At 31.0% G+C, this 24922-nt stretch carries 20 protein-coding genes; 4 read left to right on the top strand and 16 right to left on the bottom strand.

The genetic code is table 11. The features are described 5' to 3' along the window. Positions 1-32: 32 nt before the first annotated feature. The 3 genes from FUA26_RS04090 to FUA26_RS04080 form a co-directional block, all read right to left on the bottom strand. Positions 33-1598: a LysM peptidoglycan-binding domain-containing protein gene (locus tag FUA26_RS04090; RefSeq protein ID WP_147131923.1), complete on the bottom strand. Its 1566-nt coding sequence runs from the start codon at positions 1596-1598 to the stop codon at positions 33-35. Between the two features lie 111 nt (positions 1599-1709). Further along, positions 1710-2897 (bottom strand): phosphoglycerate kinase, encoded by a 1188-nt coding sequence (locus FUA26_RS04085; protein WP_147131921.1) that lies wholly within the window; start codon positions 2895-2897, stop codon positions 1710-1712. A 97-nt stretch (positions 2898-2994) separates the two neighbouring features. Further along, complete coding sequence (locus tag FUA26_RS04080) at positions 2995-3618, bottom strand: hypothetical protein (protein WP_147131918.1); 624 nt, start codon at positions 3616-3618, stop codon at positions 2995-2997. Between the two features lie 264 nt (positions 3619-3882). Here FUA26_RS04080 and FUA26_RS04075 point away from each other — a divergent pair, with 264 nt between their 5' ends. After that, a complete protein-coding gene (locus FUA26_RS04075; RefSeq protein ID WP_147131915.1) occupies positions 3883-5037 on the top strand; it encodes a DNA polymerase III subunit in 1155 nt (384 codons plus the stop codon). 337 nt (positions 5038-5374) lie between these two features. On the opposite strand, the gene FUA26_RS04070 is transcribed toward FUA26_RS04075, so the two are convergent. After that, a complete protein-coding gene (locus FUA26_RS04070) occupies positions 5375-6997 on the bottom strand; it encodes a hypothetical protein (protein ID WP_147131912.1) in 1623 nt (540 codons plus the stop codon). Positions 6998-7205: 208 nt separating this feature from the next. On the opposite strand from FUA26_RS04070, the gene FUA26_RS04065 reads away from it, so the two are divergent. From FUA26_RS04065 to FUA26_RS04060, 3 genes are all read left to right on the top strand, one after another. Beyond that, a complete protein-coding gene (locus FUA26_RS04065; RefSeq protein WP_246109065.1) occupies positions 7206-8942 on the top strand; it encodes an arylsulfatase in 1737 nt (578 codons plus the stop codon). 5 nt (positions 8943-8947) lie between these two features. Continuing rightward, entirely contained in the window at positions 8948-9070 is a 123-nt protein-coding gene (locus tag FUA26_RS15845) for a hypothetical protein (protein ID WP_262712116.1), read from the top strand. Between the two features lie 168 nt (positions 9071-9238). Further along, positions 9239-10516 carry a glycoside hydrolase family 117 protein gene (locus tag FUA26_RS04060; RefSeq protein ID WP_147131906.1) on the top strand — a complete coding sequence of 426 codons (1278 nt, stop codon included), beginning with the start codon at positions 9239-9241 and terminating at the stop codon, positions 10514-10516. A 36-nt stretch (positions 10517-10552) separates the two neighbouring features. On the opposite strand, the gene FUA26_RS04055 is transcribed toward FUA26_RS04060, so the two are convergent. The 12 genes from FUA26_RS04055 to FUA26_RS04000 form a co-directional block, all read right to left on the bottom strand. Further along, the gene (locus tag FUA26_RS04055) at positions 10553-11227 is read right to left on the bottom strand and encodes a hypothetical protein (protein WP_147131903.1); all 675 of its coding nucleotides are present in this window, start codon (positions 11225-11227) and stop codon (positions 10553-10555) included. A gap of 28 nt (positions 11228-11255) precedes the next feature. After that, the gene (locus FUA26_RS04050; protein WP_147131900.1) at positions 11256-12344 is read right to left on the bottom strand and encodes a hypothetical protein; all 1089 of its coding nucleotides are present in this window, start codon (positions 12342-12344) and stop codon (positions 11256-11258) included. After that, entirely contained in the window at positions 12322-12867 is a 546-nt protein-coding gene (locus tag FUA26_RS04045; protein WP_147131899.1) for a hypothetical protein, read from the bottom strand. Before FUA26_RS04045 ends, FUA26_RS04050 begins: the two co-directional genes overlap by 23 nt. Next, entirely contained in the window at positions 12864-13412 is a 549-nt protein-coding gene (locus FUA26_RS04040; RefSeq protein WP_147131896.1) for an RNA polymerase sigma factor, read from the bottom strand. Before FUA26_RS04040 ends, FUA26_RS04045 begins: the two co-directional genes overlap by 4 nt. A gap of 218 nt (positions 13413-13630) precedes the next feature. Beyond that, a complete protein-coding gene (locus FUA26_RS04035; protein WP_147131894.1) occupies positions 13631-14476 on the bottom strand; it encodes a DUF4249 domain-containing protein in 846 nt (281 codons plus the stop codon). 4 nt (positions 14477-14480) lie between these two features. Then, positions 14481-16853 carry a TonB-dependent receptor gene (locus FUA26_RS04030; protein ID WP_147131891.1) on the bottom strand — a complete coding sequence of 791 codons (2373 nt, stop codon included), beginning with the start codon at positions 16851-16853 and terminating at the stop codon, positions 14481-14483. 168 nt (positions 16854-17021) lie between these two features. Continuing rightward, positions 17022-17534: an OmpH family outer membrane protein gene (locus FUA26_RS04025; RefSeq protein ID WP_147131888.1), complete on the bottom strand. Its 513-nt coding sequence runs from the start codon at positions 17532-17534 to the stop codon at positions 17022-17024. Between the two features lie 228 nt (positions 17535-17762). Next, positions 17763-18623, bottom strand: coding sequence for a class I SAM-dependent methyltransferase (locus tag FUA26_RS04020; RefSeq protein ID WP_246109064.1), 861 nt, complete (start codon positions 18621-18623; stop codon positions 17763-17765). Between the two features lie 128 nt (positions 18624-18751). Further along, on the bottom strand, positions 18752-19216 hold the full coding sequence (locus FUA26_RS04015; protein WP_147131885.1) for a hypothetical protein: 465 nt from the start codon (positions 19214-19216) through the stop codon (positions 18752-18754). After that, positions 19216-21087: a tRNA uridine-5-carboxymethylaminomethyl(34) synthesis enzyme MnmG gene (mnmG, locus tag FUA26_RS04010; protein ID WP_147131883.1), complete on the bottom strand. Its 1872-nt coding sequence runs from the start codon at positions 21085-21087 to the stop codon at positions 19216-19218. The genes FUA26_RS04015 and mnmG overlap by 1 nt, the downstream gene beginning before the upstream one ends. A 65-nt stretch (positions 21088-21152) precedes the next feature. Next, complete coding sequence (ybeY, locus tag FUA26_RS04005; RefSeq protein WP_147131880.1) at positions 21153-21569, bottom strand: rRNA maturation RNase YbeY; 417 nt, start codon at positions 21567-21569, stop codon at positions 21153-21155. Then, positions 21562-24906 (bottom strand): DUF4175 family protein, encoded by a 3345-nt coding sequence (locus tag FUA26_RS04000; RefSeq protein WP_147131877.1) that lies wholly within the window; start codon positions 24904-24906, stop codon positions 21562-21564. Before FUA26_RS04000 ends, ybeY begins: the two co-directional genes overlap by 8 nt. Between the last annotated feature and the right edge of the window lie 16 nt (positions 24907-24922).

Below are 24922 nucleotides of genomic sequence, written 5' to 3'. Positions count from 1 at the left end.
TATTTTTTAAGAATAATATGATTATTTAGGAATTAACCTTTTGAAATTTTTAGTTTCATTCCTGGCTTTAAATTATTACCACTAATACCGTTCCATTCTCGAATATTTTGAATAGAAACTCCAGAAAATTTTTGTGAAATGCTCCAAAGTGAATCGCCACTTTTAACAGTGTACAAAATAACATCACCCGGAATTGGTTTTGTAACAACTTTTTTATCGGTTGTTTTTGCTGTTGAAGTTGCTGTTTGTGTGTAAGGTTTACGCGGATAAATGGTTAAACGCTGCCCTATTTTTAAATTGTTTGAGCGCAAACCGTTCCAACTTTTAATTTGGCTAACCCTAACACCATAACGTCTGGCAATTTTACCTAAGTAATCACCCGATTGTACACGATAACGCACCCTATCTGTAGCGTTAAAAAATTGTGGCAGTGGTTTTTCTCTGTTAGCTAACTCTTCTTTTACATGCGCATATATTTGAGTTTCATTGTTAACAAAAGTACCAACCACATCTCTTGGCAACCTTAAATAATAGTTTTCACCTTTAATAACAGGTATGATATCTAATTTATACGAAGGGTTTAAAAACTGTAACTTTTCAACAGGTGTTCCTGTAACCTCAGCAACTTGGTCTAGTGTTATCATGTTTTTTACCAAAACGGTATCGGTTTCAACTAACGGAAATTCAGGTTTTATTTTTTTAAAACCATGTGCTTCAGCATATTCAAAAATATACATGTTTGCTAAAAATGCTGGCACATAACCTGCTGTTTCTCTGGGTAAGTTGTGCCTAATATTCCAGTAGTTTTTATAACCGCCTGAACGCCTAATGGCTTTTGTAACGTTGCCTGGGCCAGAATTGTAAGCAGCTAAGGCCAAATCCCAATCGCCAAAAATTTCATATAATCTTGCTAAATATTTTGCTGCTGCTTCTGTAGATTTTATGGGGTCACTGCGTTCATCTACATAACTACTAACATCTAAACCATACATTTTACCAGTAGCAAACATAAATTGCCATAAACCTGTAGCACCTACTCTAGATTTTGCTCTGGGCTTTAAAGCCGACTCTACAACAGCCAAATATTTTATTTCTAAAGGTAAATTTTGTTTATCTAACTCATGCTCAAACATAGGAAAGTAAAAAGCACTTAGCGTTACTAGCTTTTGTATAAGGTTTCTACGGTTTTTTAAATAGAATTTAATAACACTTTCTAAAGAAGGGTTATAAGCTACATTAAAAGGTGTTTTAGCATTAAGTGCTTCTAATCTGGCTTTTAACGTATCGGTTGGTAGCTCAGGAAAATCTATCTCATTAAACGTTAATTCTGTAACAGATTTGTAAATGGTATCAAACAAATTGTTGTTATACAAATCTTCATACCATTTTTCATCAAAAGAAGCTGCCAATTCATGGTCTTTTAGCGCTTTAATTGAAGTACTATCAAGTTTAACTTCTATGGGTTTAATAGGTTGTTTACCATCTATTAATGAGTCATTTATCTCATTATCTATGGTAATAGAAATGGTATCTTTAACTTGCCCCAAGCAAATTGAAGTACTAAAAAATAATGTAAGTATAAAAAAACGAAAAGCCATATTATCTATTCATTGTTGAACGATAGTATGGCTAAAATCGTATTTTTTATGGTAAATAAAAAATTTCTTAGAAAAAGAGACTTTATTCTTTATGGTTATTTTGAAAAAGTACTAGCTTAAAATAGCGGCAATACCTGGTAATGTTTTACCTTCTAAACTTTCTAACATGGCACCACCACCAGTACTTACATAACTTACTTTATCTTGGAAACCAAATTGCTTAACCGCCGCAACAGAATCTCCACCACCTACTAACGAGAAAGCACCGTTTTTGGTAGCTTCGGCAATAGAATCACCTAGGGCAATAGTACCACCAGCAAAACTTTCCATTTCAAAAACGCCTAATGGTCCATTCCAAAGTATGGTTTTACTTTCCATTACTACTTTATGAAATTGCTCTCTAGATTTTGGTCCGGCATCAACACCTTCCCAACCATCAGGAATTGCTGTTATATCAACTATTTGGGTGTTAGCATCATTACTAAAATCATCGGCAGCAATGGTATCAACTGGTATGTGAACTTGTACATTTTTTTCTTTAGCTTGTTTTAAAATATCTAAAGCAAGTTCCATTTTATCATCTTCACAAATAGAGTTTCCAATACTTCCGCCTTGAGCTTTAACAAATGTAAAAGCCATACCTCCACCAATAATTAAATGGTCTACTTTGTCTAAAATATTTTCAATTATGGTAATTTTTGAAGACACTTTAGCACCACCAAGTATAGCTAAAACAGGTTTTTCACCAGTTTCCATTACTTTTTTAATACTATCAATTTCTTGAGCTAATAAGCTACCAAAACATTTAGTTTCAGGAAAAAACTCAGCTACAATAGTAGTTGATGCATGCGCTCTGTGCGCTGTACCAAAAGCATCATTTACGTATATATCTCCTAATTTTGAAAGTTTTTCAGCAAAATCTTTATCGCCTGCTGTTTCTTCTTTATAAAAACGAAGATTTTCTAACAATAAAATTTCACCTGGTTGTAGGTTAGCTGCAGCTGTTTCAACATCATTTCCAACACAATCTGCAACAAATTTTACTTCAACCCCTAAAACATCTTGTACGTTTTTTACAATATGTTTTAATGAAAACTCATCTTGAAATCCTTTTGGGCGCCCAAGGTGCGACATTAAAATACAGCTTCCACCATCTTCTAAAATCTTTATAATTGTAGGTTTAGCAGATATAATTCTAGTAGCATCTGTTACCTCAAAATTTTCATTTAATGGCACATTAAAGTCTACGCGAATAAGTGCTTTTTTATTTTCAAAATTAAAGTCGTTTAAAGTCTTCATCAATATAAATTTACTAATTAGTGTATTACAAATGTAACCAATTAATTAGCACTAAAAAATGACTTTTTTAACGAAAACGATATAGATTAAAATATTTTTATGAAGCTTTCTTTATCTTAGTTTTTCTAGACTTTATATTTTGTTTTTTTGCCTTTACAACTTTAAGTTTTGTTTGTTTTTTTGTTGGTTTAGCCTGTTTAACTGCCTTAGCTTTTTTTGAAGTGGTAGATTTTGAAACCACCTGTTTTGGTATTTTTGCTTTCTTGTTATTTTTTACTGCTTTAGCTTTAACTATTTTTTTAGTTTTCGCTTTAGCCACTTTAGCTTTCTTTTTTGCCTTGGCTTTTGCTGCCTTTTCTTGTGCTTTTTTCTTTGCTGCTAATTTTGCTGCTTTGGCTTTAGCTACTTTTTTTGCTTTGGCTTTAGCCGCTTTGGCTTTCTTTTTTGCCTTGGCTTTTGCTGCCTTTTCTTGTGCTTTTTTCTTTGCTGCTAATTTTGCTGCTTTGGCTTTAGCTACTTTTTTTGCTTTGGCTTTAGCCGCTTTGGCTTTCTTTTTTGCCTTGGCTTTTGCTGCCTTTTCTTGTGCTTTTTTCTTTTTTGCCTTGGCCTTTGCTGCCTTTTCTTGTGCTTTTTTCTTTGCTGCTTTGGCTTTAGCTACTTTTTTTGCTTTTTTCTCTTCTTTTTTAGTACTTTTTTTCTTTGAAACTTGTTTTTTTGACATAACTCAATGTTGTTTTAATGTTAACAGAATGTAAATTTTACGTGAACAAAAGTAATAAAAATAGTTTTTTTAAGCGTAAGAAATGACTTAAAACAAAAAAATAGCTTGCAATAAAAATCATAAAACAATAACAAACAACAATTTACATAAACAAAAAAATATGCTTACTACTTTAATTAACGTTTACATTAAATTAACATTGAGTGTTAATTTGAAACATTAACTAAAATTCTACACCTTAAAAAATTAAATTACTTTTGTTTTATGTTATTCTCAGAAATTTTAGGTCAAGAACATATAAAAAGTCATTTAACACAAAGTGCCGATAACGGCCGGATACCACACGCACAACTTTTTGTAGGGCCCGAAGGTTCTGGTACTTTACCAATGGCAATTGCCTATGCACAGTATATTTTGTGTAAAAACAATAATGGCGAAAACAACAACGGTATTGAAGCTTGTAACTTAAAATTTAAAAATGTTTCGCACCCAGATTTACATTTTGCATTTCCGGTAACTACCAGTGATAAAGTGAAAAGCAAACCCGTATCAAATTTTTATTTAGAAGAATGGCGCCAATTAATAAAAGAACAGCCTTATGGCAACTTATTTGATTGGTATAAATTATTAGGTGTAGACAATAAACAAGGGCAAATTGGTGTTGAAGAAGCGCATGAAATTGTAAAATCACTAACTTTAAAATCGTTTGAAGGTGGTTACAAAGTTATGCTCATATGGATGGTTGAAAAAATGAATACTGCTTGTGCCAACAAACTTTTAAAACTTATTGAAGAGCCACCAAATAAAACTATTTTTATATTGATTGCGGAGGACGAGGAGCAAATTATAAATACCATTCGTTCACGCTGCCAAACATTACATTTTCCGCCTTTGGCTGAACAAGTTATAAAAGATGCTTTGGTTAAAAATTATGAACTAGACCAAGCCACTGCTACTAAAATTGCACACCAATCTAATGGTAACTATAATAAAGCTTGTGATTTAGTGTACCATGACTCTGAAGATACACAGTTTGAAGAATGGTTTATTTATTGGGTACGTAGCGCCTTTAAGGCCAAAGGCAACAAAAGTGCTATTCACGATTTAATTTCGTGGAGTGAAAACATTGCCAAAACAGGGCGTGAAACCCAAAAACAATTTTTAAATTTTTGTGTTGATTTTTTTAGGCAAGCGCTTTTATTAAACTATAACGCCACTGATTTGGTTTTTTTTGAACCTAAAACCGAAAAATTTAAACTTGAAAATTTTGCGCCTTTTATTCATGGTGGTAATATTTTAGAAATAAGCGATGAACTTCAAAATGCCATTTACCATATTGAACGCAACGGTAATTCAAAAATTATCTTGACTGATTTATCTATTAAATTAACACGGTTGTTGCATAAAAAGGGAGATTAAAAAAGAAAAGAAGTGATACATGTATCGCTTCTTTATTTAAAACTTTTTTCTAAAAATATTTAATTTATAATAACGCCTTTAGTTATAAATTCCCCCTTATTATCAGACGCTTTTACATAATGCACTCCTTTTTTTTATAAAGTATATCAATATAGTTCTTTTATTACTTATGGTTTTTATAGTTTATTGTGTAAACTTCATATCGAATCTTCCTTCACTAATTTGATGTACTATTCCAAGGTGGTCTTTAACATCAAACCAAAACATGTATAATTTATATTTTAGTCTAATCTAACTTCGTTATTAGATGATGTTTTAATAAGTAATTAAGAGATGTTTAAAACCCAGAAATATAATTCTCTAATTTATCAGAGCGCTCTAAACCTATTTTTTTTCTAATTCTAGATCTGGAAATATGAACACTGTGAGGTTCAATATTTAATATTCTGGCCATTTCTTTAGTGCCAAAATTAAGCTTTATTAAGGCACAATGTTTGCGCTCGGTAACACTTAAATCTGGGTGTTTTGCTTTTAGTTTTTCGTAAAACTTTGAGTTAACTTCAGTAAAACGCAAATTAAAAGTATCCCATAAATCTTTTGAGCCTTTTGTGTATTTATAACTCAACGCTTTGTATGATTGCGGAGACTCCTTCTTTAGAACATCCAATAACTCTTCAATATCTTTTTCTTTATCAATTAACTGTAGTGCGTAAGATGTTAACTCTTTACTTTTGCCCTCAATTTTAGCTTTACTTTGCTCTACTTTAAGGGTTGCTTCCATTTCGGTTTGCTTTTTTTCTAATAACGTTTTTTTAAGTTTTAAACGCATTTTATATACTAAAGATAATATGATAATAAGCAAAAAAGTAAGCCCCAAAATTATTTTTAACCTAAATTTTTCTTGCTTATTCTTTGCTATAATTAACTCTTGCTGTGCTAATTGTTCATTTTTTTTGTAGATAGATTGTAAGTAAGTATCTTTAATTTCAAACAATTCTCCATTAGTTTTATTTCTAAGCTGCAGCATACTATCTGCCGCTTTATGCGATTGTTCTAAATAATTATAAGCCTTTAGGTTTTTATGCTTCTTATAATAAACCTTTGAAAGTTTATATAAAATTTCGGGTTTTAAATCTACTCTATAATTTTTTTTGTCAATATAATTTAAACCTCTTTTAAAATAAAACAAAGCACTATCAAGTTGGTTTAAAGATTCTTTTAATTCACCCAAATACATAGATATATTGGTTTTGTAATCAACAGGCTTATCTTCAGTATGTTTGTTAGATGAATGTAAGTACTTGTTAGATGCATCATAATTGGCTAATTTTAATAAAATATAACCACGTTCTGCATCAATAAAGGGCATTTCAACTTGTTTTGTTTCAACAACTTTTTCGTTAACCAAACAAGAATCTAAATACTTTAAAGCTACTTTAAAGTTTCCTGATTTTCGCTCCTTTACAGCTAAATTCATATAACTTGAAATTAAGGGGCCTACGTTTTCATTGTTCTGAAAATATAGCTCTTTTGCAATCTTTAAAGCTTCACGTAAATGAGAGTAAACCTCATCATCCATACTAAACATATCATATAAACGAGCAAGTTGAATATGTGTTCTAGCCTTTTCATCTCCTTTTTGAGATTTATTAGCCAAATACAACCCTTCCCAAGCATGATCAAAAGCCACACTATATTTTCCTCTAATCATTCGCATTTCAGACATGTGCATGAGGCACTTAATTACCATAGTAGTATCATGCTTAGTCTCAAAATATGATCGGCTTTTCTTTAAAACTTGATATGATTTATAAGGAAACGTTTTATGTTGCCAAACAGCTTTGTTAATTTGACCTGTATAATATGTAGTTGAATCTGGTATAACACGTTTATTTTCATTGTTTGCATATACACAAACAATATTAAAAACAGCATATACCAATAATAACCTGCTTTTCAATGAATTATTTAGTTTTTAGTGACGTATTGCTAAAATATTTAAAATGGAAATAATTAAGCAAAAAATATAAATAAAAAATAAATAGTATATAAGTTTTGTATAGTTTTTTCATTTGAAGTCAAAACCTTCTTTAGTTACTTTTGAAAAACTAAACTAAGATATAATGCATAAAAACTTTCTATTATTTTTTTTGGTATCCTATTTTTTTGTGAGTTCAGTAGTAGCTCAAAAACAAGATAAGCCTAATGTGATATTAATTTTAACTGATGACCAAGGTATAGGCGACATTGGGTGCCATGGCAATCCGTGGATTAAAACACCAAATTTAGATAAGTTCTACAAAGGTTCTGTTAGAATGACCGATTTTCATGTAAGCTCTGTTTGCACACCCACGCGTGGAGCAATCATGACCGGTAGATACCCCATAAATAATGGTGCATGGGCTACTTACAAAGGCAGAGATGCTTTATCTGAAAACAACGTAACCATGGCCGATATTTTTAAAGCTAATGGTTATGTAACCGGTTTATTTGGTAAATGGCATTTAGGTGATAACTACCCTGTGAGACCTACAGACTCCGGTTTTGATGTTGCTATTCATCATAAAGCTGGTGGTGTAGGAGAACTTTCAGACCACTGGGGAAACACGTATTTTGATGATGTATATTACGTTAACAATAAACCTGAACAATTTAAAGGCTATTGTACCGACGTTTGGTTTGAAGAAACTATTAAATTCATACAAAACAATAAGGATAAACCATTCTTTGTATACCTACCAACCAATGCGCCACATGGACCACATTACGTGGAAGAGAAATATGCCAACCCATATAAACCTTTAGTAGGTACGGAAATTATGAATGCCGAATTCTACGGTATGATAACCAATATTGATGAAAATTTTGGGAAACTGGAAAAATTCCTTAAAAAATCGAAACTAGCCGACAATACTATATTAATTTTTATGACCGATAATGGTACACACTATGGCTATAGCGCCGATGGAAAACTAGGTTATAACCATGGTTTTAGAGGTAGAAAAGGTGGTAAACAAGAAGGCAGTCACCGAGTACCATTTTTTATTAGGTGGAAAGATGGCAAAATTTCTGGAGGAAAAGATATTGATGCTGAAACGGCGCATGTAGATCTTATTCCAACGCTAGCTTCACTTTGCAAAATAACTATTCCTGAAAAAAAGAAATTAGATGGTATTGACTTTTCTGAATTACTAACAAAAAAGAAGAAAAGACTAGAAGAGCGAACCATTTTTGTTCATAACCGTCAGGATTGGCGACCACCAACAGATGTAGATAAAACCTGTATCATTAAAGATGACTGGCGTTTAATTGATGGTAAAGAACTTTACAATATTGAAAAAGACCGTATGCAACAAAATGATTTGTCTGCAAAGTATCCGGAGGTTGTAAAAGAACTGCTAGAGCATAATTCTCAATTCTTAAAAGTATCCAAAACTAACCCAGAATATTCTGAGTTTCCAGTGAGCATTGTTGGTAACAAAAATCAAAAAGAAATTACACTAACCATACAACATGCCATTGGAGAAAGCGCCGGTATTTGGAAAGCAGAACATGTAGCCGCAGGTAAAAAAAGCTTAAACAACACGCATTCCATTGAAATTGATAAAGAAGGCATGTATAAAATTGAATGCAGAAGATGGCCTAAAGAGTGCCCAGGAACCATTTGGGGCGTACCTGAGAACAATCCTAAAAACTTCTACACCTACGAGACTATAAAGCCGCAAAAAGTACGCATTAGTATTGCAAATCAAATTCACGAAAAAGCAGTTACAAACCAAGATGAAGCTGTTGTTTTTACAGTGAATCTTCCGAAAGGGAAAACCTTATTAGTGAATGATTTTATAGAAGGTAAAAAGAAGTATGGTGTTTATTACACGTACATAACTCCTATTTCAAAAAACTAAAGCAGATGAAACGATTAGCAGTATTTATTTTCATCTTCAGTATAACACTTGCTTTTTCACAAAAACCAAAAGTATGGCTCATAAGTGATGGAGGTGATAACATAAACGATCCAGATGATTTTTTGTGATTTTATTGCCTGTGATTACATAAATAAAATGGCTTAATGCGAATTTCATGAAAGGAATTTCAGAAAGAAAAAATCAACAAAAACCACGTTGACGATTCTGATAGTGCAATCTATTGGGTTTTATCAGGAAATAGACGAAATAATCATTGAATAACTAAACAATAAAATATGAAACTAAAACTTTTAGCTATTGTTGGAGCATTAATGCTAGTTACTTGTAAACAAAGCGCAAAAGAAACAAAAACAACTGAGCAACCAGAAAACCAAGGAGGCTTTCCTTTTGTACTTCCAGATGAAAAACCAAACCGACAAATGAGTGCCGCCATGGAGCGCATATACACCGATTACGCAGCACCACAACCACAAAACAACGAGCTTTTTAGTCAGTTCAAATACACTGAAATGAAAGGCTTTGACTATAATAATTATGATGGTACAATATCTCGAAGAGATCCTTCAAAAGTGTTGCTTCACAACGGAAAATACTATATCTGGTATACCTACAGAAATACGCCTACACCACCGCAAGGTGCTAAAAAATGTAATGATACCATTCCTTCATCAGATTGGGATTTAGCTGATATTTGGTACGCTACCTCAACAGATGGTTTTAATTGGGAAGAACAAGGTGTAGCCATTAAACGCCCTGAAAAACCAGCAGTAGGTTGGCGTTCGGTTACTACAACCGATATTTTAGAATGGAAAGGTAAATTCTATTTATACTATCAAGGCTTTATGGAAGCTAGTGGAAAACGTGGTGACGATTGTCCTGTTGCTGTCTCTTACGCAGATTCTCCTGAAGGCCCTTGGACACCATATAACAAAATAGTTATACCAAATGGTGCTGAAGGCGAATGGGATCAATATTCTATTCATGACCCCTACCCTCTTGTTCATGATGGCAAAGTATATATTTATTACAAATCAGATTTTGGTGAAAGACCAGATTTAGTTAGAATGCAAGGTTTAGCCATTGCAGATAACCCTCTAGGACCGTTTAAAAAGCATCCATTGAACCCATTGATTACCTCTGGCCATGAAACCTCTTTATTTCCCTTTAAAGAAGGTGTAGCGGCTTTAGTTTACAAAGACGGACCAGAGCATAATACCATTCAATATGCTAAAGATTGGGTAAACTTTGAGATAGCCTCTATTACAGAGTTAATGCCTTACGCTGCTGCACCATATGTTCCAGATGCATTTACCAATACAACTGACGGACGAGGCATTACTTGGGGAACAGCGCACTTTATAAATGCCACTGGAAACTGGAGTAAATTCTGCTCTAAATTGGTTCGTTTTGATTGTGACTTGAGTAGAGATGTACATGACCCTGAAATGAAAGAACACCGTGTTAAGCACAAACCAGATGTGTATTACCGCCAAGGTTTAAGTAAAGCACAAAAGGAACGCATAGCAAAACAGAATAATGAGGTGTTAAAATAAATTGTAAAAAATCAACGATATAAGGATAATTTCTAGTTAGAAATTATCCTTTATTTTTTTCTTTCTTCCCATATTGAAAATACCAACTTTTAAACCTACTCCTACAGAAAACCCGTTAATATTTCCTTTTTTGTAAAGTGGTTGCTCATAATCACTAGTAAAACGGTACCTAAAACCTGTTTCTAACTGTGTGTATCTTGAAAAATTGTATAGAATATTTATGCCTGGTTCTACAATAAAAAAGGCATCAAAATCTTCATCTTTTATATTTTCATCAACACCCTCATAATCATCAGAAAAATTATTTCCAAAATAACCTACAGCACCACCACCAACTAACACAGGAAAAGACACGCTAATAAACTTACGGCCAAATAAAATAGGCTCTAAATGTAAACCACCATAGGCGCCAACCATAGCAATTTTATCACCGTTAAATAAGTCTGGCCTGTCATTATTTTGTTCGTTAAAAAAAATGGTACCACCTAAACCAACTTCTATTTTTCGGTTAGCAACATAGGCTAATTTTACATTTCCAAAGGCGGTATCTCTGTTGTCTATTTGGCCGTAATGTAGGTTGAAACCAAGATACACACCATGAACCACATTTTTTCGGTCATCAAACTCTACATAATCTTTTTGCGTGTTTTTTTGAGCAAAAGTTGGCGAAATGGTTGTAAATAAAACTAAAAACGTAATTATTCTGTTCATTTTTTTGATTGAATTTTTGATTGATTTTTTATAGTTCTTTTAAAATAACAATGCCCTTATAGCCTGCTATATCAATAGTGCCTTGTTGCGCATTTTTATAGTTTGCTTTTACATGCCTTATTTTATTTTTTTCATCTAAAACTTTGCTTGTTATGTTGGTCATTGTTTTAGGAATTCTTAATACACCTTGTTCTAATTTAGCATTAAAATGAAAATTAGTTTGAGCTATGTTTATGTAAACTTCGGAAGTGTTTTGGTTTAGAACAATTACAGGATTATCAGCACATTTAAGTACTCTTAATTCTGCTAAATGAAGTTCTAGATTAGCTTTACTTTTTAACTTATTGAACGATGCTGTGGTGTATTTTACAGTGCCAAAAATGGTGTTTAATTCTTGTATTTCAATAGTATCTTTGTCAGAATACAACTCTAAAGTGTTAACACTATTTATATATATTTCTGATCCGTTAGAATTTAGTTTTAACTTATTTACATTTGAAATTGTTACGGTTGCTTGTTTTGAGTTTACTAGTGCAGTATTTAAATTATTGGTTTTTAATTGGCCATATTTTAAGGTAATGTTTGCATTATCAATAGCATCTGTAATTCTTAAATCGCCATGTTCAATATCAGCCTTTAATGTTCCGTTCCAATTTGTAATTACAACATCGCCGTATTTATTAAAAACTTCAATTTCAGCCTGTTTTGGCATATTAATTTTATAATTAATATTGGTGTTTGTTTTTTCAGCATTAAAAGCATCTACTTTTTTAATGTATTTATTAAAAAAGCCTAATTCACGTTCAGAAATATGTGATTTTACCATTACTACATTACCAGAGGTTTCAATTTCTGGATTAATACGTTTTAATAGCTCTTTGGCTTTATCTAAATTTCGGCCTTTGGCTTCAATTTCAACAGTAATTTCAATGGTTTGTTTATTCCAACCATCAATAAAAACATCGCCATATTTGTTCTCAATGTAAAGTTGCCCGTTGTTAGGTAGTGTGGCTGTTTTTTTAATTTCTTTACTCACTTTATTTTGCCCAAAAACCACGCATGTTGTTAATACCAAAAGGGCATTAATTATATTTTTATAACGTAATTGCTTCATCATCAATAGTATCATTTATTGGGTAAGATCTGTTTAACAAGTCTTCCATGAGTTTAATTTTTTTGCGGTAATTGCTAATTATGGCTTCAATAATTTTTTGATTATTTATACCTAATGTGAGTTCTTTTTTAAGTTTATTGTATTCTTGGTCTAAATCATCAATAAGCGTTAAAAACTCAGTTCTATCTTCTTCAGTTAAATGTGTGTTATGTTTTATAAGTGTTATTTGGTTATTTACCAATACTTTGTAATGGTTATCAATATCATACAATTCATTATTTACAATTGTATTTTGGTTTATATTACTTGTATATAATGTAAAAAATAATGTGCAACCCATTAATAATACAATAGTTGCTGCAACTTTAAATACTGGTTTTTGCCAAAGTGGTATAACTTTAGGTGTGGGCTTTGTTAATTGTGGTGCTATTTGCCCCCAAAGCCTTAATTTTGAAGCCTCATCAATGGTGTGAACATCAAATTCTAATTTGTGTTTTTCAACGTATTTTTCAAATTTATTGCTCATAGTTGGTGCATTATTTCAATTAATTTCTTTTTTGCTCTGTGATATTGCGATTTTGATGTTGATGTGTTTATGCCCAACACTTCGCTTATTTCAACATGGTCATAGCCTTCAATTAAATACAAGTTAATAATGGTTTGGTAGCCTTGAGGCAATAGTGTTATACCTTTTTTTATACGGTTAACATCAAAATTTAAATGGTTGTCTTGGTGTTCTTCAGTGTTATTTTGTATGCTGTAGTTATCATTTTCAATAGTTATTAATGGTAACTTTTTTAGTTTTAAATGGTTAATACTTTTATTTATTACAATACGTTTTAACCAAGCACCAAATGTACTTTCATACCTAAAATTGTTTAGGTTTTTAAAGGCTTCAATAAAGCTTTCTTGTAAAATATCTTCAGCATCTTCTTTAATTTTTACCATACGCATACACACATTAAACATAGCCTCAACATACAAAGCGTATAATTTGTATTGTGTTTTGGTATCACCCTGCTTACTGCGCTCAATAAGGTCTTTATGTGTAAATACTATGGCGTTACTCACGTAAAGTTGTTATAGCTTGTATTTTTAGTTAGGTTTATTGTTATAGACAACTAAATTTTACAAGGGTTGCATGATTACAAAATTAATTTTAATTGCTGTGCAATAATGTTTCTATTTGAATAAATTAAACACACTGGTTTTTAAAAAACTAATCTATTAAAAAACTTAAAATCAACCTCATACCAGTGTGCTTAATACTATTAATTAACCACCAAAATTTATTGAAATGTGTAAACTACTTTATCAAATTCTGATAGCCTGAAGTAACCAAAGGGTACATTATCTGGGTTGGTTATGTTTACACAATTACCTTTTAATTTACCGGGTATTGTACTAAACGGATCGCCGGCACTATCATACTGTTCAATTAACAAACTTGCGTAATAATCAAATTGTTTTGAAACGCCATACAAGCTAATTTCAACCACATCGCCGGGGTTAAATTCTTCAAACTCATCATCATCATCACGTTCTTTTTCAAAAAATTCATCTAATTCATTTCCATTAACAAATTCATCAGGAAAGTCTTCAAAAGTTGCCACAATATCACCTTGTTCATAAAACACTAAAAGATAGTAGTTTTCTTCATCTACAGGATCATCCCAAAAAATAGAAACATCTAAAACATCATCATCAAAACCACCCTCAAGAGATTGTTCTACTCTTTTAATGGGTGAAACAGATATCATTTTTTCGGTAGCCGTATAAATTTCATTATTATAAATAATCTCTAAACTATAGGTGTTGCCAATTATTGGTTGAAAATTATTAATGGTATAATTACCGTTGTTTTCATTTACAAAATTGTAAACATTGCCAGTATTTTCATTGGTTACAGTAACTGTTGCGTTAGTTACAGCACTATTTGTAGTGTTTTCAAAATATGGGGTTGATGTGCTTAACTTAACGGTTTGGTTATTACCTGTAGTGCCCTTTTGCCAATCTAAAGACGCCTCAATTACTAGCCTTGGGGCTGATGTTGGTACGGTTACATCAATAACATCTTCACAAGAAGTTAATATAATGCATACTAGAATTATTGCTGATTTTATGTATTGTTGCATGATTTTAAAATTTGAAGTTATAAGTAATTGAAGGAATGATGCCAAAAATTGATAATCTATTAGCTTCATTTACACCAGTATCTTGGTTTTGAAGGAATGAAATTGATGCGGCATTTCTACGATTATAAGCATTGTAAACGCCAAAAACCCACTCACCTTGAAGCTTTCTATTTAAATTTTTCTTAGGCTTGTATGTTGCCGAAACATCTAATCTGTGGTATGCTGGCAATCTGCTTTCATTTCTATTACCAAAACTAGCAATAGATAAGCCTTCATACTGGTATTGTGCGTTTGGGTATGTTACGGGCCTACCAGTTTGAAAAACAGCATTGGCGCTAAAACTCCAACTATCATTAAGCTTATAAATACCTGTAACAGAAACATCATGTGTTCTATCATAAGGTGTGTTGTACCAGTTACCGTTGTTAATTCCGGGGCCGCCAGCATTTCCGCCCAATGTGCGTTGTTCAGATTTTGATAATGTATAGGCCAACCAACCTGTTAATTTGCCTGTGTTTTTTCTTAGTAAAAACTCTAATCCGTAAGCTCTTGCTTCACCGTTTAAAATTTCGGTTTCAATGTTATTATTTCCTATTAAATCTGAACCATCAATGTAATCTATTCTGTTGCTGGTAGTTTTATAATAAGTTTCAAGCTCTAAAGTATATTTTTGATTATTAAAATTTTTATAATACCCCAAAGCATATTGATTTGATAGTTGTGGTTTTATAAATTTTCCGCTAGGTGTCCAAACATCAACCGGTGTAACTGATGTGGTATTTGATAACAAATGCAAATATTGCGCAGACCTTGTATAGCTTGCTTTAATAGATGATGCCTGATTTAATTGATACGAAAGCCCTAACCTTGGCTCAAGGTTATTAAAGGTTTTAATACTTTTGTTGGTACTAAAATTAGTTTCGCTGGTTGCTTCGCCTGCTTCATAAATATCAAACTGGTTGTTGTAAACTACGGGCAAATTGTTTAAATAATTTGTAATAGGTTGGCCTCCTAAACGATTAAAACGGCTTAATCTAAGCCCGTATTGTGCTGTTAATTTATTTGATATTTTATGTTCTGCACTTATGTATAAACCGCTTTCTAAAGCACGTTTTTCATCAAGTTTTAAAGGGTTTACTGGTGATGATGCCGATGTTGGTTTAACCTCTCCTGGGTTTAAGTTGTAAAAAATACTACTTAGTCCAAAATCTAGTTTTAAATTATTGTTTAAGTAATATTTAAAATCGTATTTAAGGTTATAGTTTACAATATCTGCAACCCAATCTAACTCCACAAAATCGAGCACAATTTGGTAATCATATTTACTGTAAATAAGTGATAAATTGGAGAATAGTTTATCATTAAAAATATGATTCCATCGCAGGTTTCCCGAAGCGTTTCCGTAATTATTTTTAATAATGTTATTAATATCAAAAACATCGCGCCCAAAATAACCAGATAGGTAAATTTTGTTGTTTTTATTAATGCTATAATTCGTTTTTAGGTTTAAATCGTAAAACGAAATTTTATCGTCTTTAAACTCATCCATACCCTTCATAAATAAGTGTGCGTATGAACTTCTACCCGCTATTAAAAAAGAACCTTTATTTGAAAATAGCGGAGCCTCTGCAGTTAGTCTACTTGAAATTAAGCCAATACCGCCTGTTAAAGCAAATTGCTTGCTATTACCATCTTTTTGATGCACATCAAGTACAGATGATACCCTACCGCCAAAATTGGCTGGTATATCGCCTTTATAAAGCTTAATATCTTTAATGGCATCATTATTAAACACTGAAAAGAATCCAAAAAAGTGTGAAGTGTTGTAAATAATAGCTTCATCTAACAACACTAAATTTTGATCTACCGCACCACCACGTACGTTAAAACCGGGGCTACCTTCGCCATTATTAGTAACACCTGGTAGCATTTGAATAGATTTTATAACATCAACTTCGCCTAAAACTGCTGGCATTTGCTTAATGGTAGACGCTTTGAGTTTTGATACACTCATTTGCGGTTTTTTAATACTAATGCGTTCAGGCTCATCGGCAGTTATTACAACTTCATCAAGTGATTCTGAAAGTTCGTTTAATTCAAAATTAAATTCTAGATTCTCATTTAAAATAATGCTTTTAGTAATTTCTTGATACCCCATATAAGAAACAACCAAGGTGTAATTTCCTTTTACGGCAGTAAGCGAATAAAAGCCATAATTATTGGTAATTGCACCGTTGGTTGTGCCTTTTAAAAATACGGTGGCTCCCATAAGGGTTTCTCCATTTTTAGCATCTTTTACCTTGCCCCTAACCGTAAAATTTTGGGCGGTTACTACCCATGAAAATAATAGGCATAGGCCTAAAAGTGATTGTTTCATTCTGTTCGTTTTTTGATTTGTGATTGATTGACGCTTTTAATAGACAAACTAAAATTTTAAAGGTTGCATTTTCTTCTATATTTTTTTGTAAAATCTTTACATATTAAGCACAAAAAAACCCTGAAAAGTAATTTTTCAGGGTTAAATAATTGATTATTAGTGTTTTATCTATTTTTTATACTCAGCATTTAAGGCTTCTAAAATAGTTTTTGTTAAATCGGTTTCATCTTTACCATAAAGCACTGACGATGCACCATCACTAGTTCCTAAAATAAAATTGTAACCATTTTTCTTTCCGTAGTCTTTTACAAAATCTTTTACTTCAATAATTAACGTGTCTATTTCATTTTGAAATGCTTGCGTTAACTGTTGTGCTTCGGCTTGCCTTTGCTGGTCGTTAATTTGTTTTTGTTGCCCTAATTCTTGGTAACGTTCTTGTGCTTTAGATTGCGACATTTTATTTGCTGCCAATTGAAACTTTTGAACCTCTAACTGAAACGCTTTGTCAATGCTATCATACTTTTGAGCAAATGCTTTTTCTTTAGTTTGAAATTTAGCTTCAATATCTTTTTTTGCTTGATAGTCATTAATAACAGTTCCGTTATCAATGTATCCAATTTTTTGTTGCTGGCATGATGTTAAAACAAAAGCCGCTAATAAAACGTAAAATATATGCTTCATTTTAATTTTTAATTATTTTGAAGCAAATGTAAAAAAGAAAAGGATATAGAAATGAAAATTAAGCTCAATTTGATTGTATAAATAAAATTTATATTGTTTTGCAGAACACATTACAATTAACTATCAAAACCAACTTCAAATAAAGCGTTTTAAGACACTTTTCAAAAAAAGACACCCAATTACATTACAGTTGTTAAAAAAAGCTAATAAAACTTATTTAAATAAAAATTAGTTGTTTTTTATAACATAAATTAATGAAGAAGCTTCTTTTGAGCCCAAGGCTTTGGTATTTGATACCAAACCATTAAAAAAAGCCTTAATAAAATTCATTTTACCGGTTTTATACTTCTCAGATAAAAGACACACATAAAAAGCATCAAACCACATAGGTTTAATTTTTTTAATTGTCATTGAAACATCAAAAAACAATTTAGCTATTGATGTTTTATTAAAATGCCATAAATGTCTTGGCACATCATAAGCCGCCCAAAATTCTTTATAAACTTGTGCATCATAACTTTTATAGTTTGGTACAGCAATTATTAATGTTCCGTTTGGTTTTAATAATTTTTTTAAAATTTTTATGTGTTCATCTAAATTTGGTAAATGCTCTAAAACATGCCAAAGTGTAATAACATCAAAACTATGCGCTTTAAATTCTAATAGTTTATTAGTATTAAAAACTGCGTTGTTTGTTTTTTTATTTGCAATACCTCTAGCCTCATTGTTTGGTTCAATTCCAGAAACTAGCCAATTATTGTTTTTTGCTGTTTGAATAAAATCGCCTGTACCGCAACCAATATCTAAAAGTGATTTTTCATTAGTTTTTTTTGAAACAAACGAATTAATAAAGTTTACTTTTTTTTGAAGTGTGAAACTTCTAACTAAATGATATAGTTTTTCAAAAAGATTACGCTTTGTATCTGTATGCGAAATATAATCTTCACTTTTATAATAAGCGGGTAAATTTTCTTTTGCAGGTTGCGGATGTGTTTCTAAAAAACCATATTTGGTGTTTTCTATTAATTGAAATATTTCTTTAGAAACGGAATGATCTTTAACTTTTAAATATGCGTTTTTAATTGACACCTCTTTAGTTTTTTTAAACCTTTTAAGTTATTTGAAAAACAATTAGTAAAAAGCCTTACTTAATATTGTTTTAATCTTTGTAAATATTTAATATTTTTTAAAATAATTTTGTTCCACGTGGAACAAAATTATTTTAAAGCGTTATATAATTCAACGTTTAATACTTCAGAAAGCTTTTTACCAAGTAATAACACCTCTACTTTTCTTGAAGTTATGTAAACAATTTTGTGTTTATTTTCACTAAATAATTTAATAGTATAATCTTTATACCTGGCCTTACCAAACTCTAAAAAACCAAAACCCAATGTTTGCTTAAAAGATTGCTGGAATAAAGAAACATAATCTGGTTTCAAAAAAGCTTTATCACGTGTAAACAACAAAATATTTAAAGTTTTATATTGAATTTTGTGATTGCCATTTTCATTAAACACATAATTATAACTACCAAACAACCACAACAAACTAATTATAAAAAACGGAAAAAACAGGAAACTAAAAAAGAAAGTTAAAACACATAACCCTACAGAAATAGGAAACACAAATTGCACTAACACAGTAAAAGATAATTTCTGTTTTAAAACAACACTTTTCATTATCTACCCATATAAACCAATAAAACCGAAATATCATTTGGAGATACTCCGCTAATTCTTGATGCTTGAGAAACGGTTGTTGGCTGTATTTTTTTTAATTTTTCGCGTGCTTCAAAACTCATAGATTTAATTTGTGAATAATCAAAATTAGCAGGAATTTTTACATATTCTAATCTATTAAGTTTATCTGCATTGTTTTTTTCTTTTTCTATATAACCAGCATATTTTACTTGAATTTCAGCCTGCTCAATTACCTCTCTATCTAGATTATTTTGTTGAATATAATCTTCAACACTTTTTACATTTCTAATATCATCCATTTCAATATTTGGTCTAGCAAATATTTTAAAAAGTTTACCAGATTGTTTAACAACAGATGAATTTTTAGATTCTAAAATTGGATTTATTTCACTTGGTTGAACACTTGTTGTTTCAAAAAACGATACAAATTGTTTAGCAGATTCATGCTTTTCTTCCATACGCTTTAAACGTTTTTCAGAGGCTATACCTAATTTAAAACCTTTAGGTGTTAATCGTAAATCTGCATTATCTTGTCTTAACAAGGTTCTATACTCTGCACGTGAGGTAAACATTCTATACGGCTCTTCAGTTCCTTTTGTTATTAAATCATCTATTAATACACCTATATAAGCTTCATCGCGTTTCAACGTAAACGCATCACGCTCTTGTACTTTTAAACTTGCATTTATACCTGCCATTAAACCTTGAGAAGCAGCCTCTTCATAACCCGTTGTTCCATTAATTTGACCAGCAAAATACAAGCCATTTACCAGCTTAGTCTCTAAGGTATGTTTTAACTGTGTTGGCGGAAAATAATCATATTCTATAGCATAACCTGGCCTGAAGAATTTCACATTTTCAAATCCAGCAACAGAACGTAATGCTTTAAATTGAACATCCTCAGGTAATGAAGTTGAGAAACCGTTTATATAATATTCAACTGTATTCCAACCTTCGGGTTCAACAAATAATTGATGACGGTCTTTATCTGCGAATCGATTTATTTTATCTTCAATTGATGGACAATAACGTGGTCCTAAACTTTTAATTCTACCGTTAAACATTGGAGATCTATCAAACCCTTCACGAAGCAAATCATGCACCAACGGACTTGTATAAGACATATGGCAAGAACGTTGATTGGTTAATGGTTTTGTAATATCTAAATACGAAAACTTCTCCGGATTATCATCACCAGGTTGTTCTATCATTTTAGAAAAATCTAAACTTCTACCATCAACTCTCGGTGGTGTTCCTGTTTTCATTCTACCAGAATCAAAACCTATATCCACTAACTGTTCTGTTATGCCGGTGGCAGCTTTTTCTCCTGCTCTACCACCACCAAAACTTTTATCGCCAATATGAATTAAACCGTTTAAAAAAGTACCATTGGTAAGCACCACAGATTTAGCTTTAATTTCAACACCTAAAGATGTTTTAACGCCAACAACTTTATCGCCTTTAATTAATAAACCAGAAACCATTTCTTGATAAAAATCTAAGTTCTGGGTTTGCTCTAAAAGCATCCTCCAATCTTCAGCAAAACGCATTCTGTCACTCTGCACTCTTGGACTCCACATTGCAGGTCCTTTTGATTTATTAAGCATTTTAAACTGGATGGCAGAGGTGTCAGAAACTATACCGCTATAACCACCAAGCGCATCAATTTCTCTAACTATTTGCCCTTTAGCTATACCGCCCATGGCAGGGTTGCATGACATTTGAGCAATGTTTTGTAAATTCATTGTAACTAACAATGTTTTACTTCCCATATTAGCTGCTGCTGCCGCTGCTTCACTTCCTGCATGCCCGCCTCCAACAACAATAACATCATAAATTTCATTAAACATAGTGTGTATAATTAAACATGTTCCACGTGGAACAATTGATTAATAATAAATATTTGGAGATGATATTATATTGATTTAATTAGTGCTATATACTGGTTTTCTTTGCTTCGCATTACATGTACATCTTCATCTGTTTTGTCTTTATACCCACAGTAATGAAGTATGCCGTGAACTATAACTCTGTGTAGTTCTTCTTGAAAAGAAACATTAAAATCTTTAGCATTATCACGTACTCTTTCAACAGAAATAAATATATCACCTTGGATAATTTTTCCTACAGTATAATCGAAACTAATAATATCAGTTAATGTATCGTGATTTAAGAATTCTACATTTAGTTTATGTAAATATTCATCATCACAAAACACATAATTAACTTCTTCAAGTTTATATCCTTCTTCAAAAATGACATCTTCTATCCATTTTGAAACAACAGTTTCATTAGCTAATTCAAAATCTATTTCGTAATTGAAATTAATCATTCCCTTTATTAAAATACTGTTGCACTTTCTTTTTATAAATATTTTGCAAAGGTACTGCTTGTTTGTCTAAAATTTCAATAGTATTAAAATATTCTTTTGCCTTGTTTAATTGGTTATTAGATGGATTACTGAAATTGTTATTGTTGGTTTTAGATTCACGCTTGTTTTCTTCACCTTGCTCATGTGCTGCTTTATCAAGTTTTAAAAGTTGATGTTTTAGGTTAAGCATTTTGTTTAGTGTGTTGTTTGTAAAACCTTTGTTTAATAATTCTAGCTCAATATCTTCCATTTGTTTTAATAGATGATTTGAGTTTCCTTTTAACCCTTGTTTATTAATTTGCTCTTCTAAATCTTGACGAAGTTGTTGTTGTTTTTGATAGATTTCAAATAATTTACCGTTTAAATCTTCATTAGGTTTAGAGCCATTAGAAGCATTTTGAGAGCCTTGATTACCATCGTTTTTTTCACCAGATTTATCTCCAGGTTTATTACCTTCTTGATTCCCTTTTTTTTGCTCACCTTTCTTTTGAGAATCATTCATAGCATCCTTCATCATTTGGTTAAGTTGTTCTTGGCTCATAATTATGTCGGGTAATTGTTGATCACCTGATCCTTGACCCGCAGACATATTCATGTTTTCTTGCATATTGTCTAAAACATTACTTAAAAAATCTGCTAAATTATTAGCGGCTGTTATAGCAAATTGTTGGTTTGAAACACCCTGATATAAATTGTTATCTGCAAATAAACTAATGGCTTTGTCAATGTTAAAATACACTTCAGTAATTTCTTTATTGACATCTTCAGACAGTTTAGGTTGACGTGTAGATAGGGCAAATAAACTATCATCAATATGTTGAAAATGTTCTTTTAAATTATATTGATTTTTTAAATGCGATGCGTATTTATTATGGTCTTCATTTATGTTTTTAAACTTATTCATTAGGGCTTCTTGATCAAAAGAGAACAATACTAAATTATCTAAAATTTGCCTAAGCATTTCCATATCTTCTTGCATTTGTTCGCCGGCATTCATTTGAATGCTACTTTGCATTTTAGATAGCATTTGTTTCATTTTTTTTGCAGCATTTTTTTGCTTTTGCTGCGCCTTTTGTTTTTGGTTATTTTGTTGTTCTTCTTGATTGTTTAAAGCATTAGTGGCTTCCTTCTGTTCCTTTTTAATTTCGTTTTCTTCTAACTTATCTTGAGGAATATCAAAAGGCTTTTTTAAATTTTTATTTTCCTTTTTTAGGTCATCTAAAGCTTTAGTAAAATCTTCAAAAGCTTTATTAAGTTGTTCTTGTTTTTCTTTTGAATTGGTATTAGATTCATCCCTTGATAACTTTTCTTGTTCTTCAGAAATTTTAGATAAATTATCTTTTAAAGTTTCTAATTTCTTTTCAACATAAAACCGTTTAGTAAGTTCTAATAGTTGTTGTAAGCTACGCTTTTTGTTTTTGTTTTGCTTAGCTAAATCGTCAAGTTTTTTTACTAAATCTTCTTTACTAATTTTATCTTGTAGCTTTTCAAGTTCTTCTAAAAGCTTTTCATCTTTTTTAAGTTGTTCTTCGTTATCGTTTAATCGTTTTTTTAAATCTTCTTTAAAAGCATCAGTAGGTTTGTCTTGTTGAAAATCTTCAAAATTATCTTTTAGTTTTTTACTGAAGTTTTTCATCATTTCGTCCTGTTGCTTTTGTCGTTTTAAAAATGATTCTAACGTTTTTTTATCGTTGAAGCTTAAGTTTTGTTTTTCTTTTTGAGTTTTGGTTATTGCCTCTAAAGCTTTTTCTTGTGTATTAAATTTGTCTAAAGATTTATTAAGCTGATTGATTGTTTTACTCTGATCTTGAAGTTGTTTTTCAGTATCTTCATCTTTAGTTCGTTTTCTATAATTAAAAACATGACTTTTTGCAGATTTGTATTTATTAACATAATCATTGTCAGTTATTTGAAAATACAAACTATACGAAACACCATCTTTAACTGGAATAGTATTAGGAAATACGCTTATAAATGAAATGGCATTACTCGTGCTAAACGGAATATTAATACTTTTTTTATCTGTTTCATCATCTGTTGGGTAATAAACTAACTGTAGTTTAGTGAATCCATAATCATCGGTAGCTTTTCCGTGGAAATATAATGTTTGTGCATCAGTAGTATCTGTTTTTACATCAACTTTTAATTCAGGAAATTGATCTTTTATTACATCAATATTGAAATTTAAATTCTCATAATTTTTTAAATCTTCATTATTAGTACTAATGCTATAATTTAGGTTATTGAGAACTGTTTTTGAAGCTTCAAAATTGTTATTACTTTTTTTAAATTTAACAGTATCATTACTAATAAAGTTTACAAAATCGGTTGATTTGGTATTAAGTTTCCAGGTAATTTTTGTGCCTTCAGGAACAAGTGCATTACCTGTTCCTTTTAAAATTTCGGGTTTCTTTTTAATATAATTTGGGTAATTTAAATGCATATTAAAATTTAAAAGTAATGGTGCATTTATTATATTTAAAGTATAAGATTTTGATGTTACTTTATTAGCAGATAAACTAAAATTAACAGCTTGCTTTGGTTGTGTAAAAGTATACTCAAAAGTGTTTAAATTGGTTTGTTTTAAAAAATAAGATTCGTTGTTATAAGTTATTTTTACATTTTTTGGCACAAAATCTCCAACAGTTTTAACAACCAATTTGTAATCTGTATTTTCTATGGTTTGTAAATTAGCATTATCAACTATAAACTGAAAGGGTGCTGGTGGTTCAAAAGCTGTTTTGTAATGCACTACCCTATCATAACTTTTACTAAACCAATTTAAATTGTCAGTTAAAAAAGTAACTAATAAAATTAAAACGGGTATGGCTGCATATTTTAAATATTTTATGTTGTCTTTAAAATTAACAGCCAATTTAAACGGAATTGGTTTTAATTCAGTTGCTTTTTGCTCAATACTGGCAAGTAATAATTCGGTTTGGTTTTTGTTGTTTTCTAACTGTAGTATGTTTAATAATTTATCATTAACTTCAGGAAAATGATTTCCAATTATTTTTGAAGCTTCAACATAATTAATACCTTTTTTTAGTTTAAATAATTTAGCTAACGGTATTACAATAAACTTTATTAAAAGTGCTATTTCAACAATAATAAAAAACCAAAATAAAATGGTTCTGGCAGTGGTATTAAGCCATAAAATATATTCTATAAAAAGTGTGAATAGAAAATACAATAAGCCAATGGCAAAAAACAAAATGATACCTTTTAATAACTCGTTTGTATAAAAACGTTTTGTAAAGGCTTCTAACTTAGCTTTAATGGTGTTAAAATTATGCATAATACTAAACTACAAT

It is taken from the genome of Seonamhaeicola algicola, assembly GCF_007997385.1.
Classification (GTDB): domain Bacteria; phylum Bacteroidota; class Bacteroidia; order Flavobacteriales; family Flavobacteriaceae; genus Seonamhaeicola; species Seonamhaeicola algicola.
The sequence above is the reverse complement of the archived record's forward strand: the minus strand, read 5'-3'. Positions and strand labels throughout refer to the sequence as shown.